Here is a 15,945-nt window from a genome sequence, read left to right as displayed (position 1 = left end):
GGAGTAAGGGATGGATGAGAAGAATACAGCCAGACTCGTCATGTTATTTGTTGCGGTATTTGTCACGATTCTGGTCATCAACATGTCTTACAGCCTGTGGCGGGATAAACAGAACAATGCGTTCCTGGCAACCAACAGCGCCTGGGGCGTCCAGTGCGATAGAAACTCCCGGGCGGCCTGGGTTATCAGAGACGGCAAACGGGTGACCCTGACGGTAGATAATCTGACGCTTTACTGCAGCGGTTATAGATTTTCCGCCCGTGACGAGAGCGGAAAAGAGATACACATCCTTGATAAGAACGTGGCCTATCAGCGCCTGTTACGCCAGCCGAATTAACTAAGAAAAACAGGTATCCACTATGCGAAACATACATGCCGCCATTCTGGCGGGGTGCCTTTGCTGCACCCAAATATCGGCCTTCGCAAGGGACGCAGGCTGGCAGTGGTATAACGAAAAGCTCAGAGTCACCGAACAAGAAAACAAGCCTGTACCTGCGCCCCCCCCGGTTCCGATGGATATTATGGATAAACTCGCAGCACTGCAGGGTGCCACGAAACGTGCGATGTATGAGGCCATTCTGTACCCCTCATCGGATAATTTCGTGAAGTATTTTCGTCTGCAGAACTACTGGACACAGCAGGCTGGTCTGTTCTCGATGAGTGCGAAGCGCGCGATGCTTGAGAACCCGGAACTCGATTACAACCTGCAGCACAGCCACTACAACGGCACAGTGAAAAACCAGCTTGCCGCTGATTATGCTGAACAACGTCAGGCCATCTCGAATCTCGCCCGACACTATGGGGTGATGTTCTTCTACCGAGGCAGTGATCCCATCGACAGCCAGTTCGTCGAAGTGATTAAAAACTTCCGGGAAACCTACGGACTGAGCGTAATACCAGTGTCAGTTGATGGTGTGATCAATCCTTTGCTGCCTGACAGCAGGGCAGATCAGGGACAGGCCACACAGCTGGGTGTGAGGTTTTTCCCGGCCATGATGTTGGTAAATCCGCAAAGTGGCCAGGTGAAGCCTCTGAGCTACGGATTTATCAGTCAGGATGACCTGGCAAAACAATTCCTTTATGTCTCCAGTGACTTTAAACCTAATTTCTGAGGTGTACTTTATGCGAAAAATTAGTTTTCCCGATTTAGATATCACCGGAATGTGGGTGCTGGCGGTGGGCGTGTTTTTCCACCTGATAGCCCGGCTCGTCAGGCAGCATCCTGACTTGGCGGTGCAAGCCGGTGAAGTTTTCGGATTGGGCATGGTGATTTTTGGCGGCTATCGCATCATCAATGCCCTGATTGCTGAGGCAGAACGACAGGAGAAAGCCCGTGAAAAATAGCCTGAAGAAAACCACTAAAGCAGGTATCGCCGTCATGGGGTTACTCCTGTCCATGTCAGGAATAGTTAGGGGAGGAACGCTCAATGAGTTGAAATCACTCTGGAACCCACAAGGGATTTCCGGAGCACCAACGGTTTCCCCCATAGAAAATATTCCCCAGGCAGTGGCACCCATCTCCCCGCCTCGCTGGTTCCGGTTGAGTAACGGCAAACAAGTCGATTTACGTGACTGGAAGGTGGTGCTGTTCATGCAGGCTCAGTGCCCCTACTGTCAGAAATTTGACCCGCTGTTGAAGAACCTGTCTGCGCAGTTTGGGTTCTCAGTCTTCCCCTATACCCTCGACGGGCAGGGTGATGAAGCGTATCCGGATGCGCTGCCGGTTCCACCTGAAGTGATGCAAACCTTTTTCCCGAACATCCCGGTAGCCTCGCCCACCACGTTCCTGGTCAACGTGCATACCCTGGAGGCGTATCCCATCTTGCAAGGTGCCACGGATGCACCGGGTTTTATGTCCAGAATGGATACTGTTTTTCAGATGATGGAGGTGCCGGCACATGGGCAGTATTAAAAAAGCGGTACTGATGAGTGCATTTCTTCTGAACACGGTATTTCCCGCTGTGGCCGATGTGAACAGTGATATGAATCACTTCTTCAACAATTTGGGGTTTGCCTCAAATACCAGTCAGCCTCAGGTTTGGCAGGGACAGGCTGCAGGCTATGCCACTGGCGGTTCCCTTTATGCCCGAACCCAGGTCAAAAATATCCAGATGATCAGCATGACCCTACCGGACATCAATGCCGGGTGTGGGGGCATCGATGCCTATCTTGGCTCGTTCTCATTCATTAATAGCGAACAATTACAGCGTTTCGCAAAACAAATTATGTCCAATTCGCAGGGCTATTTTTTCGACCTCGCATTACAGACTACAGTTCCTGAAATCAAGACCGCGAAAGACTTCCTGCAAAAGATGGCGTCAGACGTCAACAGTATGAACCTCAGTTCCTGTCAGGCTGCACAGGGTATTGTTGGTGGATTATTTCCCCGTACTCAGGTCGCACAGCAGAAGGTCTGTCAGGATATCGCAGGAGAGAGCAATATATTCGCTGACTGGGCGGCTTCCCGGCAAGGATGTTCTGTAGGAGGACAGATGAACAGTGTGCAGGACAGGGCTGGCGACAAGGACAAGGAACGCGTGATGAAGAACATCAATATCATGTGGAGTGCGTTGTCCAAAAATAGGCTATTTGACGGAAATAAAGAGCTGAAAGAGTTTGTGATGACGCTGACCGGAACCTTGGTTTTTGGTGAGAACAGCGAGATTACACCCCTGCCTGCCCGGACAATGGACCAAGACCTGATAAAGGCACTGATGGAAGGAGGAACGGCTAAAATTTATCACTGCAACGACACGGACAAGTGCCTGAAAGTGGTGGCTGACTCAACCGTCACCATAGCAGCTAACAAGGCGCTAAAAAACCAGATATCCGCGTTACTGAGCAGTATTCAGAGCAAAGCTGTGGCCGATGAAAAACTGACAGAACAGGAAAAGGGCTTCATCTCCAGTACAACCGTCCCTGTCTTCAAATACATTGTCGATCCCCAGATGCTCGGGGTATCTAACTCACTTATTTACCAACTGACGGACTATATCGGCTACGACATTCTGTTGCAGTACATCCAGGAACTCATCCAGCAGGCCAGAGTGATGGTTGCTAGCGGAAACTACCCCCAGTCTACGATGGATATGATCCTTGATAATTTGAGTCAGGCAAGTATCCAGATTGCGGCATTTCAAACTCGTGTACAGGTGCAATACGATGCCTTGCTGATTGTTGATCGTCAGATGAGTTATATGCGACAGCAGGTATCTGCCCGCATGATGACCCGCTATCAAAATAATTACCATTTTGGAGGGAGTCTCTGATGCTGGAAATCTACACTGTCGCCGGGGGAGACTGGCTCCGGGGCTGTTTGAATGCTATCGCTGCTTTTATGCAAACCAGCACCTGGTCTTCCATCGAAAAAATGTGCATCGCCTTCTCAGTACTGATTGTTGCGGTCAATTGGGTAAAAAAACACAATGTGATGGACCTCGTTGGCTGGGCATTTTCCCTGACGCTGGTCATGATGCTGGTTAGCGTCCGTACCTCTGTTCAGATAATCGATTACAGCAATGTGGGCCAGGTCTATAAAGTCGATAATATTCCGGTTGGCCTGGCTATCCCTGCCTCTCTGACTACACGCATCGGCAATGCTTTAGTGCAGAGTTATGAGATGATTTTCGCTCTGCCTGACAGTGTGACTTACAGTAAAACGGGGATGTTATTTGGCGGAAATCTGGTCGCGAAAAGCACGGATTTTATTTCGCAGAACCCGGAGATCACGACACTGTTCTCCGACTATGTACAGAACTGTGTTATGGGCGATATCTTTCTCAACCACAAGTATACATTTGAGGATTTGCTGAACTCATCTGATCCCTACACTCTGATTTTTTCGCTTCCCAGTCCTCTGCGTGGCGTTTTTGACAAGAATAATCAGTTCAAAACCTGTCAGGAAGCTTCTGTGGAATTAAAGAAAGCCTTGGCTCTGGATTCTCAAACTGGTGGGAAAACATGGAGTTACTATGTACGTCAGTTGTTTGGCGGGAAACCCAATCCTGACTTGCTGTTCAGCCAGATGATCGGTGACAGCTATAACTATTTTTATCAATCCAGTCAGAATGCGAGTCAGATTATCCGCCAGAATGTCACGATGAATGCCTTGCGTAGTGGGTTCCAGAGTTATGCTGCACGTAGTGGAGACACGTCCAGTCTGGTGAATATTGCGAACAGCTCCTCACTGGAGAAACAGCGTCTGTCACAGGCCACGATGGGGCATCAGGCCATGCGTTCTCTGCCGATGATGCAGACGGTCATTCTGGGGATCATGATTGGTATGTTCCCGATTATGGTGATGGCTGGGATGTTCAATATGATGACTCTGCAGGTTGTGAAAGGGTACGTCTTTGCCTTGATATGGCTGCAGTCATGGCCGCTGCTGTTTGCCATTCTGAACAGTGCGATGGCGTACTATGCGAAACAAAATGGTGTCCCGGTGGTGTTGTCCGAGCTCTCGCAGGTGCAGCTGAAAAACTCGGATATCGCGACGACAGCGGGCTATATTGCCATGATGATCCCGCCACTCAGCTGGGCCATCGTGAAAAGTATGGGGGCTGGTTTTTCCAGTGTCTACAGTCACTTTGCCTCCTCCGGACTCAGCTCTACCTCTCAGGCCTCCTCCGCTGTGGCAGACGGGAATTACACGTATGCCAATATGCAAATGGAAAATGTCAGCGGATACAGCTGGGGAACCAATAGCACAACCAGCTTTGGTCAGAAGACCAGCCAGCTGGCTAACGGGGCGATGACAACAGAAACTCGGGACGGAACTATGGTCTCGAATGCAAGCACCGGCATATCAAACCTGCCAGTCGATATTAATTTGAGCAGACAGGTTGCCAGCGCGCAGCAACAGATGGCCAGAGAGTCGGATGTGCAGTCTGAAAGTGCGCTTCAGGGCTATAACAACAGCGTCACGAGTGCCTGGAACACCCTTAGTCAGTTCAGCACCAACAGGGGAAATAGCGCGACAACAACTGAAGGGGCGGATAACAGCCAATCATCGCAGGATTCTAAAATGGCCAGCCAGATGCGCAGTGCGGCTCAATCCTTCGCCAAGTCGAATAATATCAGGGAGGACCAAGCGTACCAGCACCTTATGGATGAGGCATCGCGCGGAAGTATTACTGGGAAGCTGAATGTAGGCGCAAAAATCGATTCGGGTGACCAAGCTATTGGGAAAATCGGTAAGTGGGCTACCGGGGCTAGCGTGTACGGTAAGATGGATTTTGGGGTCGCTGGAACAGGCAGTACGGGTTCAACCGACTCTGTGAGTCAGTCGGGTAATCGCGCTCAGGACAGTCGTCAGGATAGCAGTACTCAGGCGGCAAAAGACTTTAAAGAAGGCTTTGATTACTACACCAACCGTAAAACAACAACATCAGGCAGTCTCACGGACAACAATGCCAGCTCGAGAGCGGATCAGTTGTCAGCTTCACTCAGCAGTGCGAAAAACAGCTATGAACAATACACTGCCAGCCGAGCACGAAGCCATGAATTCAGTGAAATGGCTTCACGCACTGAAAGCATGAGCGGTCAGATGAGTGAAAACCTGTCACAGCGCTTTGCCAATTTTGTGCGACAGCAATCACCACACAATGCAGATGCTATTCTCACTGATGCCAATTCTCCTGAAATTTCCGCGCAGCGTGAGGCGCTGGCGCGTGAATTTGTTAAAGCCGAAGTGCAGCCAAAAGTGGACGGAGCGTATCAGCAAGGGCGTGAGCAGATTGGCCAAGGGATGTCGGGGATTGCCACCGGAGGAGACCGTGATTCTGTCATGTCCGATTACGGACAGCATTCAGGCAGTATTGACGCGATGACGCGAGACGCCAACATTAAAGATAATGTGGGACAGACGGTGGATGGAATGATTGCTCAAAATAAACAGGCGCATCATGAAACCAGCCAGAAAATAGATATGCAAGGCCGTGAGGTTAAACAGCAGAATACAGAGCTGGAAAAACAACACAAAAAAGAGGGAAATAATTTCACCGATCAATATAATAAAGATACTGATAAGCAAGTAAGTACTCCATTGGGGTCGATTAAAGATAACTTTAGAAAAAGAGCGGAAGAAAAAACCAAAGGAATGGAAGATAAATTTAAATAGAAGAATATAAGATGATATCTAATCATAAAATATTGCAAGAAGTTGAGGCATTAAAAATTCTGTTTAAGAAAGGCGGGAATGAGGTCCCCGGAATGTGGCGTTGTTTCTGGCCGGGATTGAGCGTAGTGGCATGGATGACAAGCTGGCCTCTGGTGCTCTATGGATATCAAATGATGCAATATGAATTATCGAATAAAGCGTCAATAGGAATAGCTGCCTCAGTGATAATAGGTTTTTTGGCCGGGGTTTTTATCATGTTACAGGTGGTAAATAGCAGAGCCTTGTATCTGTCTATCCCTCAGTCATTTCGTGAAACATCCGTGCTTTGTCGGTTTGTATCCACAAAATTCAGACGTTATTTGTTTACGTACTTGGTTAGCTATGCCGTCATAATTGTGCTGTGTTCATGGTTTGTTTATGGTGCGATTTATTCAACCATTGGGCTCATCATATCGTCCTTTAGTTTCATGATTTATCTGAATGTTGACCTGAACCGTTACCAGCTGACGGCATTAACGTCGTTGCTTGTATCCATCAAAAGCAAAGAGACAATATCCGTAGAGTGATTTGCCTGATAATAATTAACAAATCAATCTGATCAGTATTTATTTTCATTTCCAATCAGTAACTTCGTGATTTCATTATAAACGGCGAGCAGGTGCACAATTTCTTTGATTTGTGCGCCTGTAAGGCGTTTCCGTCCCCAGACGGTATTACCTCTCATTTTTTATTAAAGGTCAAACACGATGAGTTTTAACGCCAAAGATATGACGCAGGGTGGTCAGATCGCAAATATGCGTTTTCGTATGTTTGGACAGATCGCCAATATCATTTTCTACGTACTGTTTATTATATTCTGGGTCTTAAACGGACTGATATTAATGTACCGCCTTAGCTGGCAAACTTTTGTTAATGGCTGTGTTTACTGGTGGTGTACAACGCTTGCCCCCATGCGTGATCTTATTCGTTCTCAGCCTGTTTACACTATCCAGTATTACGGTAAATCCCTGGAATACACGTCAGAACAGATCCTCGCCGACAAATATATTATTTGGTGTGGCGAGCAGTTGTGGACCGGGTTTGTCTTTGCAGCCACCTTATCCCTGGTTATCTGCATTGTGACGTTCTTTGTTACAAGCTGGGTTCTTGGCCGTCAGGGTAAGCAGCAAAGTGAGGATGAAAATACCGGAGGGCGACAACTTTCCGAGAACCCGAAAGAAGTCGCGCGTCAGATGAAGCGGGACGGTATGGCCTCTGATATCAAAATTGGTGACCTACCGATTTTGAAAAATTCCGAAATTCAGAACTTCTGTCTCCATGGCACGGTCGGCTCAGGGAAGTCAGAGGTTATTCGCCGTTTGCTGAACTATGTGCGTGCCCGGGGTGATATGGCCATTATCTACGACCGCTCTTGTGAGTTCGTCAAAAGTTACTACGATCCGGCACTGGACAAAATTCTTAACCCACTGGACTCGCGGTGCGCGGCCTGGGATTTGTGGAAGGAATGCCTGACTCTGCCCGATTTTGACAACGTGTCGAACACACTTATCCCGATGGGTACCAAGGAAGATCCGTTCTGGCAGGGGTCTGGCCGCACCATTTTTGCCGAAGGCGCGTATCTTATGCGCGAGGATAAAGACCGTAGTTATCAGAAGCTGGTTGATACCATGCTTTCCATCAAAATCGACAAATTGCGTGCCTATCTGCAAAACACGCCAGCTGCCAATCTGGTTGAGGAAAAAATAGAGAAAACAGCGATATCCATCCGTGCCGTACTGACCAACTACGTCAAGGCCATCCGATATTTGCAGGGTATTGAAAAGAACGGCGAGCCGTTCACAATCCGAGACTGGATGCGCGGGGTACGCGAAGACCAGCCGAATGGCTGGCTGTTTATATCCTCCAATGCCGGTACGCACGCTTCCCTGAAGCCGGTTATTTCGATGTGGCTGAGTATTGCAATCCGGGGTTTGCTCGATATGGGTGAAAGCCGTGACCGCCGTGTGTGGATTTTTGCAGACGAACTCCCCACGTTGCACAAGTTGCCAGATTTAGTCGAAATTTTGCCAGAAGCCCGTAAATTCGGGGGCTGTTATGTGTTCGGCATTCAGTCCTATGCCCAGATGGAAGATATCTACGGTGTGAAGCCTGCTGCCACATTATTCGACGTGATGAACACCCGTGCATTCTTCCGTTCGCCGAGTAAACAGATTGCCGAGTTCGCGGCCGGAGAAATAGGTGAAAAACAAATTCTCAAGGCCAATGAGCAGTATTCCTACGGGGCTGACCCAGTGCGTGACGGTGTGTCGACCGGAAAAGAGCAGGAGCGTGAAACACTGGTCAGCTACTCCGACATTCAGATGCTGCCGGACTTGTCTTGCTATGTCACTTTGCCGGGACCTTATCCGGCGGTGAAGATGGCGTTGAAATACAAACCCCGGCCCAAAGTGGCTGAAGGCTTTATTCAGCGTAATCTCAATCCGCGCATGGACGCGAGGCTTGATGCCTTGCTGGCGGCCAGGGAAGAAGAAGGAAGTTATGCCCGGGCGTTGTTTTCGCCGGAAGCGTTAATGCCGGAGTTAGACCCCGTGGAAAACAGTCTCCACCCTGATACCGAACACAACATTCCCGCTGCTGTAATACAACCGACACTGGAGGAAAAACCTGCAACGCATGAGGTTGCAAAGGTAGCTGTTGCACCTGGAATACCCACTGTTCGCGCTGGAACGTCGACGACCACTCCGGTAGCTGCGTCAGGAGGAACAGAGATGGAGCTTGAACCACAGGTGCTTGAGGCCGATGGAGACATTTTGCCTCCGGGGGTGAATGACACGGGTGAAATAGACGATATGCAGATCTATGAAGCCTATCTGGCAGAGTCGCATACGCAGCGCGATATACAGCGGCGTGAGGAAGTTAATATCAATCACTCCCGTAAGGATGAACGAGGTGATGCTGAGGTCGGGGAGAGGTTCTGATGCTGAGTATCAGTCAAGTTAAGTCGGCGGGTGGAGCTGCCAGTTACTATACCGATAAGGACAATTACTATGTCATTGGCAGCATGGATGAACGCTGGCAGGGAAAAGGTGCAGAGGCTCTGGGGTTGGACGGGAAGGTGGATAAACAGGTATTCACCGACCTGCTGAAAGGAAAATTGCCGGACGGCAGCAACCTGAGCCGGATGGAAAACGGCGTCAATAAACACCGGGCTGGATATGATCTGACGTTTTCTGCCCCCAAAAGTGTGTCAATACTGGCCATGCTGGGCGGGGATAAACGTCTGATTGATGCACATAATCAGGCGGTCACCGAAGCTATCAGACAGGTGGAAACCCTTGCTGTGACTCGGGTCATGACGGAGGGGGTAAAAGAAACGGTCATGACTGACAATCTTATTGTGGCGAAATTCAATCATGATACCAACCGCAATCAGGAACCTTTGATACATACGCATGCGGTCGTGCTCAATGCGACACGGAACGGGGATAAATGGCAGTCTCTCGGTACCGATACCGTGGGTAAGAACGGCTTTATTGAGAATGTGTATGCCAACCAGATTGCGTTTGGAAAAATATACCGCGAAGAACTGAAATCGCGAGTTGAAAAGTTCGGGTATGAAACCGAGGTGGTCGGAAAACACGGTATGTGGGAGATGAAAGGCGTCCCGGCAGAACCGTTTTCCTCGCGTACCCGGGAGGTCAGAGAGGCTGCGGGGCCAGATGCATCTTTGAAATCTCGGGACATGGCGGCGCTTGACACCCGTAAATCCAAGGAATCCATCGAGCCGACTGAGAAGATGGCGGAGTGGATGGGGACGCTGAAGGAAACCGGGTTTGATATCCGGGGCTACCGTGATGCTGCCGATACACGTGCCGCAGAGACGAAATCTATTCCCGCCATTCCGGAAGTGGCAAACGTTGTCAATATTGACGATGTGGTGATGAAGTCTGTAGCTGGACTTAGCGACAGCAAAATGCAGTTCACGTATGCGGAACTGCTGGCGCGCACGGTCAGTCAGCTGGAAGCAAAACCGGGGGTGTTTGACCTTGCGAGAACTGGTATCGATAAGGCCATTGAGCGGGAGCAGCTTATTCCCCTCGATCGGGAAAAAGGCTTGTTTACCTCGAGTATCCACGTTCTTGATGAACTCTCGGTGAAAGCGCTGAGCCAGGAAATTCAGCGCCAGAACTATGTCTCTGTTACGCCTGATGCCTCATTTTCACGGCAGGTATCCTTCAGCGACGCTGTCAGCGTTCTGGCGCAGGATAAGCCGGTTATGGGGATTATCTCTGGGCAGGGTGGGGCATCCGGACAGCGTGACAGGGTGGCTGAGCTGACCATGATGGCACGTGAGCAGGGGCGTGATGTGATTATTGTGGCTCCCGATAATCGCTCCCGTGTTTTTCTTGCCGATGATGACCGCCTGTCCGGTGAAACGGTGACCGGGAAAAGCGCCCTTCATGACGGTACCGCTTTTATTCCCGGCGGTACACTTATAGTCGACCAGGCGGAGAAACTCAGTCTGAAGGAGGCTGTTTCCCTGCTGGATGGCGCCATGCGAAATAACGTGCAGGTGCTGCTCTCGGACAGCGGAAAGCGCAGTGGCACCGGGAGTGCACTGACGGTGCTGAAGGACAGTGGGGTGAATACCTATCGCTGGCAGGGTGGGCAGCAGACTACGGTGGATATCATCAGCGATCCGGACAAGGACGCACGTTATCGCCGACTGGCACAGGAATTTGCCGTTAGCGTGCGGGACGGGCAGGACAGTGTTGCGCAAATTGCCGGAACGCGTGAACAACCTATCTTGAATGGGATGATCCGTGAGTCACTTAAACAGGAGGGTGTACTGGGAGCGCAGGATATGACAGTCGCCGTCCTGACCCCTGTCTGGCTGGACAGCAAAAGTCGGGGAGTCCGCGACTCGTACCGGGAAGGTATGATGATGGAGAGATGGAACCCTGAGACAAAGCAGCATGATCGCTATGTGATTGATCGGGTCACGGCAATGAGCAACACGTTAACCCTGAAAGACAAAGAAGGGGCCAGCCTGATGCTGAAAATCCCGGCGGTAGACAGCCAATGGTCCCTTTTCCGTTCCGGTTCTCTGCCTGTGGCAGAGGGTGAGCGACTGTCTGTGCTGGGTAAAATCCCCGACACACGGTTGAAAGGTGGGGAAGGCGTGACGGTTCTGAAGGCTGAGAAAGGTCTGTTGACGGTTCAGCGTCCAGGGCAGAAGACAACGCAGACCCTAACTGTAGGCAATAGCATGTTTGACGGGATTAAAATTGGTCATGGCTGGGTGGAGAGTCCCGGCCGATCGGTGAGTGAAACGGCGACGGTGTTTGCCTCCATGAAGCAGAACGAAATGGACAATGCGACCCTGAATCAGCTGTCGCAGAGTGGAAGTCATGTCCGCCTGTACTCCGCACAGGATTCTGCCCGGACAACGGAGAAGTTGGACAGGCACAGTGCTTTCAGCGTGGTTTCCGGTCAACTGAAGGCGCGTTCCGGAGAAACCGACCTGGGTGCAGCTATCGCCCGGCAAAAATCCGGGTTGCACACCCCCGCAGAGCAGGTCATTCATTTGTCCATTCCCCTGCTGGAAAGCAACAGTCTGACCTTTACACGTCCACAACTGATGGCCACGGCACTGGAAATCGGTGGCGGGAAAGTCCCGATGGCAGATATCGCTAAGACCCTCCAGGCACAAATCAATTCAGGACAGCTGCTGAATGTTGCGGTCTCTGAGGGACACGGTAACGACCTGCTGATTTCCCGTCAATCCTGGGATGCTGAGAAAAGTATTCTGACCCGGGTGCTGGAAGGGAAAGGAGCAGTGAATCCGCTTATGGCGAGCGTTCCTGGTAGTCTGATGGAAGATTTGACCTCCGGTCAGCGTGCGGCAACCCGGATGATACTGGAAACTACCGACCGTTTCACCCTGGTGCAGGGGTATGCAGGAGTGGGGAAAACCACCCAGTTCCGGGCGGTGATGGGGGCGGTCAGTTTGATACCGGAAGCAGCACGTCCGCGCATCATCGGCCTTGGGCCGACACATCGTGCAGTGGGCGAAATGCAGGATGCAGGCGTTGATGCGCGGACCACGGCATCCTTTCTGCATGACGTGCAGCTACAGCAGCGTAATGGCCAAACGCCGGATTTCAATAACACGTTGTTTCTCGTGGATGAAAGCTCGATGTTGGGGCTGTCTGACACTGCAAAGGCGGCTTCCCTGATAGAGGCAGGGGGTGGTCGGGCAGTCTTCAGCGGGGATAATGATCAGCTGCCGCCCGTCGCCTCGGGTCAGCCGTTCGGGCTGATGCAGCAGAGGAGCGCGGCAGATATGGCCATCATGAAAGAAATTGTGCGCCAGACACCGTCATTACGGCCTGCTGTCTACAGCCTGATTGACCGGGACGTAAAAAGCGCGCTGGCGACCATTGAGACCGTCACACCAGATTCAGTACCTCGAAAACAGGATGCATGGGTGCCTGACAACTCTGTTGTGGAGTTCACGCCACAGCAAGAGAAGGCGATAGCGAGCGGGCAAAGTATGCCGGACGGTAAGCCAACCACCCTGTACGAGTCGATGGTGATGGACTACACCGGGCGTACTCCTGCGGCGCAAGCGCAAACCCTTATTGTCACGCACCTGAATGATGACCGTAGAGCGTTGAACAGCCTTATACATGAGGCGCGGCGGGAAAACGGTGAGGTCGGAAAAGAAGAAGTGTCTTTGCCTGTTCTGGTGACGGCAAATATTCGTGACGGCGAACTGCGCAAGCTGTCGACATGGGCAGAGAATCAAGGCGCAGTGGCTCTGGTGGATAACACTTATCACCGTATCGGCAGTGTGGACAAGGGGAATCAGCTTATCACGTTGCAGGGCGAGGATGGAAAAACGCGGTATATCTCACCCCGGGAGGCGTCTGCGGAAGGCGTCACTTTGTACCGGGAGGACATTATCACTGTCTCTCAGGGAGACAGAATGCGTTTCAGTAAGAGTGACCCGGAGCGCGGCTATGTGGCCAATAGTGTCTGGACGGTAAAGTCTGTTTCAGGTGACAGTGTCACCCTGTCGGATGGTAAAACGACCAGGACAGTTAACCCGAAAGCAAACGAGGCACAGCGACATATCGACCTAGCGTATGCCATTACCGCCCACGGTGCGCAGGGTGCCAGTGAATCCTATGTGATAGCACTGGAAGGCGTTGCCGGCGGCCGGGAGAGGATGGCCAGTTTTGAGTCGGCCTACGTGGGCTTGTCGCGCATGAAACAGCATGTTCAGGTGTACACCGATAGCCGGGAGGGCTGGGTCAAGGCCATCCAGTCCTCTTCGCCGAAAACCTCAGCGCACGATATCCTTGCCCCTCTTAACGATCGCGCGTTAAAAAACGCCATGCAACTGTATAGCCGGGCACGTGCACTGGACGAGACTGCTGCAGGACGTGCAGCCCTGCGGCAATCCGGTCTGGCAGGTGGCGTGTCGCCGGGAAAATTCATTGCACCCGGGAAAAAATATCCGCTGCCGCATGTCGCCCTGCCTGCCTTTGATAAAAATGGGAAAAAGGCAGGTATCTGGCTCAGCCCGCTGACCGACAATGACAGTCGGATGCCGACGCTCAGCGGTGAGGGCCGCATTATGGGAAACGAGGTTGCTCAGTTTGTGGCACTGCAGAACAGCCGCAACGGGGAGAGTTTGCTGGCCGAGGGGATGGCGGAAGGGGTCCGGCTGGCGAGGAACAATCCGGATACGGGGGTGGTGGTTAGCCTGACCGGGGATGAACGGCCGTGGAATCCGGGCGCGATCACAGGCGGAGGTATCTGGGCAGATCCGACATCGGTCACTCCACCATTTTATGCGGGAGGCGATATTTCTAACTTGCCTGATGTACAGGCACAGAAGGTCGTTGAAGAGGCACAGCGAAGGGAAATGGACAAACAGGCCGAACAGACTGCCCGGGAAATTACCAGGGAAGCTCGCAAGCCTGAAGATCGTGTTAAGGCCGTTGTAGGTGATGTTATTCAAGGCCTTGAACGTGACCGCCCGGGCACCGGGAAAACAGTTGTGACAGACGACCCACAGAGCAGACGGCAGGAGGATGCGGTGCAACAGGTGGTCTCTGACAATCTTCAGCGCGAGCGCTTGCAGCAAATGGAGCGGGAGATGGTGCGCGATTTGCAGCGTGAGAAAACACTGGGCGGCGACTGACGCGCCTGCGGCTTGTCTGCCCCGGCTGTTTCCCCGATTAAAACCAGGTATCCCTCCGGGGCCTGATAAAAAGGAAAAAATAATGTTAACTGTTCCGCTGCGCCTCAGTCATGCCGATCGCTGGCTTCAGGCATTGCTGACCTGGACACCCGGTCAGACGGATATGATTAAAACGGTGGCGCTGCTGTTGATGGTGGCTGATCACACGGGGTTAATGCTGGCCGGAAATAATGAAATCCTGCGCCTGCTGGGTCGGGGCTGTTTTCCGCTGTTTGGTCTGGTGTGGGGAATGAACCTGGCCCGATATGCTGAGATCAGACAGTCACAGCTCAACAGCCTGTGGTGCTGGGCGGGGATAGCACAGATCTCCTTTATGCTTGTCGGGTACCCGTGGTATGAGGGCAATATTCTGTTTGCCTTTGCAGTGACGGGGCAGGCGCTGCGCGCGTTCAGTAGCGGAAGGCGCCTTCACTATTTTGCCGGTATTGCCATTCTGGCTGCCTGGATACCCCTGTCGTCTGCGAGTTATGGTCTCGCGGGCGTGGGAATGCTTATTACCAGTCGGGCCGTCTGTCGGGCGAAGACTCCGCCGGAACGTTGCGGATATGCGATATTATGGGCGGCTATGGTGCTGCTGATGAATATGAACGCCGTGAGTGAGTCTGTCGTGGGTCTGTCCATTGCCTTACTGGCTCTGCTGGTCTGCTCCTCGAGCGGGCAGTATCAGAGACGTTTCTGGCCTAGGCAGTTCTTTGTGATGTTCTATGCTGCCCATCTCGCAGTACTGGGCATTGTCACATCAATGTAAGTCAGTACAGTAAAAGGTATAATCATCCTCTATCTGAATGTAAGTACAGGAATGTTATGTCAGAAGATAATCGTCCCGTCCTGACTCTGAAACGCAAAAATTCCGCACCCGCCAGCGCCCAGGAAAGTGTCAGTCAACCGCTGATTTCCCGGCGAAAAAAAGTTGTGACTGTGGTGGAGCCTCCAGCCTGGAAGGTGAAGAAGGCACAGCTGGAGCAGGCTAAACATGGGGAGGAGGCGAGAGCTGCTGCAGAAAAGGCATCACTTCGCCTCGCTTTACGTAGAGTAAAAGCAGTAATACCTTCCCCTCCGCCGCCACCGCGATATCTGAAACTGATTCCTCCGGAACTGGCCATCCGTACGCTGAAGGCGTTCTGGCCACAGCTTTTCGAAGGAGACAGACCTCATCTGCTGGCAATGGGCATACGAGATGATCTGTTTGCAGATATTGAACGGCAGGCTTTACCGCTCTCGCACAAGCAGGTCATTAAATGCCTGAAGAGTCTGACCCGATCTGAGTGTTATTTGTCACAGATGCAGGCTGGGGCATCACGCTATGACCTGAACGGCAATGTGATGGCTATTGTGACGCAGGAGGAGGAACGCTACGCCAAAGAACGGATAGTGAAGGAACGTCTGCGGGCTGAGCGCATGCAGCGTCACCTAAAGACGGTATCTAGCTTTTAAACAAACAAATGTAGGAGGAAAAAAGATTGAGCAGACGCCTGCAGGGATAAAACCGCTAATGGCATCTGTATATTCAGGGGCGCAGCTCACTCCCTGACTTTGTTATGCCCCTTGTTTT

General features: G+C 51.7%; 11 protein-coding genes. All 11 read left to right on the top strand.

Annotated features, from left to right (window positions below; all coding sequences use genetic code 11):
- Positions 1 to 10: 10 nt before the first annotated feature.
- Positions 11 to 337 carry a hypothetical protein gene (locus Q1A40_RS16995; RefSeq protein ID WP_300002355.1) on the top strand — a complete coding sequence of 109 codons (327 nt, stop codon included), beginning with the start codon at positions 11 to 13 and terminating at the stop codon, positions 335 to 337.
- A 22-nt stretch (positions 338 to 359) separates the two neighbouring features.
- Complete coding sequence (gene traF, locus Q1A40_RS16990; RefSeq protein ID WP_300002353.1) at positions 360 to 1,112, top strand: type-F conjugative transfer system pilin assembly protein TraF; 753 nt, start codon at positions 360 to 362, stop codon at positions 1,110 to 1,112.
- Between the two features lie 10 nt (positions 1,113 to 1,122).
- Positions 1,123 to 1,344 carry a type-F conjugative transfer system pilin chaperone TraQ gene (traQ, locus tag Q1A40_RS16985; protein ID WP_300002350.1) on the top strand — a complete coding sequence of 74 codons (222 nt, stop codon included), beginning with the start codon at positions 1,123 to 1,125 and terminating at the stop codon, positions 1,342 to 1,344.
- Positions 1,334 to 1,912, top strand: a complete 579-nt coding sequence (trbB, locus tag Q1A40_RS16980) for a type-F conjugative transfer system pilin assembly thiol-disulfide isomerase TrbB (protein ID WP_300002347.1) — start codon at positions 1,334 to 1,336, stop codon at positions 1,910 to 1,912. The genes traQ and trbB overlap by 11 nt, the downstream gene beginning before the upstream one ends.
- 13 nt (positions 1,913 to 1,925) lie before the next feature.
- Positions 1,926 to 3,269 carry a conjugal transfer pilus assembly protein TraH gene (gene traH / locus Q1A40_RS16975; RefSeq protein WP_300002459.1) on the top strand — a complete coding sequence of 448 codons (1,344 nt, stop codon included), beginning with the start codon at positions 1,926 to 1,928 and terminating at the stop codon, positions 3,267 to 3,269.
- On the top strand, positions 3,269 to 6,118 hold the full coding sequence (gene traG, locus Q1A40_RS16970) for a conjugal transfer mating-pair stabilization protein TraG (RefSeq protein ID WP_300002344.1): 2,850 nt from the start codon (positions 3,269 to 3,271) through the stop codon (positions 6,116 to 6,118). Before traH ends, traG begins: the two co-directional genes overlap by 1 nt.
- A gap of 11 nt (positions 6,119 to 6,129) precedes the next feature.
- Positions 6,130 to 6,684 carry a conjugal transfer protein TraS gene (locus Q1A40_RS16965; RefSeq protein ID WP_300002341.1) on the top strand — a complete coding sequence of 185 codons (555 nt, stop codon included), beginning with the start codon at positions 6,130 to 6,132 and terminating at the stop codon, positions 6,682 to 6,684.
- Positions 6,685 to 6,864: 180 nt separating this feature from the next.
- A complete protein-coding gene (traD, locus tag Q1A40_RS16960; RefSeq protein WP_300002338.1) occupies positions 6,865 to 9,096 on the top strand; it encodes a type IV conjugative transfer system coupling protein TraD in 2,232 nt (743 codons plus the stop codon).
- A complete protein-coding gene (traI, locus tag Q1A40_RS16955; RefSeq protein WP_300002335.1) occupies positions 9,096 to 14,333 on the top strand; it encodes a conjugative transfer relaxase/helicase TraI in 5,238 nt (1,745 codons plus the stop codon). Before traD ends, traI begins: the two co-directional genes overlap by 1 nt.
- A gap of 82 nt (positions 14,334 to 14,415) precedes the next feature.
- Positions 14,416 to 15,141 (top strand): type-F conjugative transfer system pilin acetylase TraX, encoded by a 726-nt coding sequence (gene traX / locus Q1A40_RS16950; RefSeq protein WP_300002332.1) that lies wholly within the window; start codon positions 14,416 to 14,418, stop codon positions 15,139 to 15,141.
- A 56-nt stretch (positions 15,142 to 15,197) separates the two neighbouring features.
- On the top strand, positions 15,198 to 15,827 hold the full coding sequence (locus Q1A40_RS16945; RefSeq protein WP_300002329.1) for a fertility inhibition protein FinO: 630 nt from the start codon (positions 15,198 to 15,200) through the stop codon (positions 15,825 to 15,827).
- Positions 15,828 to 15,945 lie beyond the last annotated feature (118 nt).

The organism is uncultured Cedecea sp., from assembly GCF_947498825.1.
Taxonomy (GTDB): domain Bacteria; phylum Pseudomonadota; class Gammaproteobacteria; order Enterobacterales; family Enterobacteriaceae; genus JGM124.
Note: the sequence above shows the minus strand (reverse complement) of the source record. Positions and strands in the feature narration are given on the sequence as shown.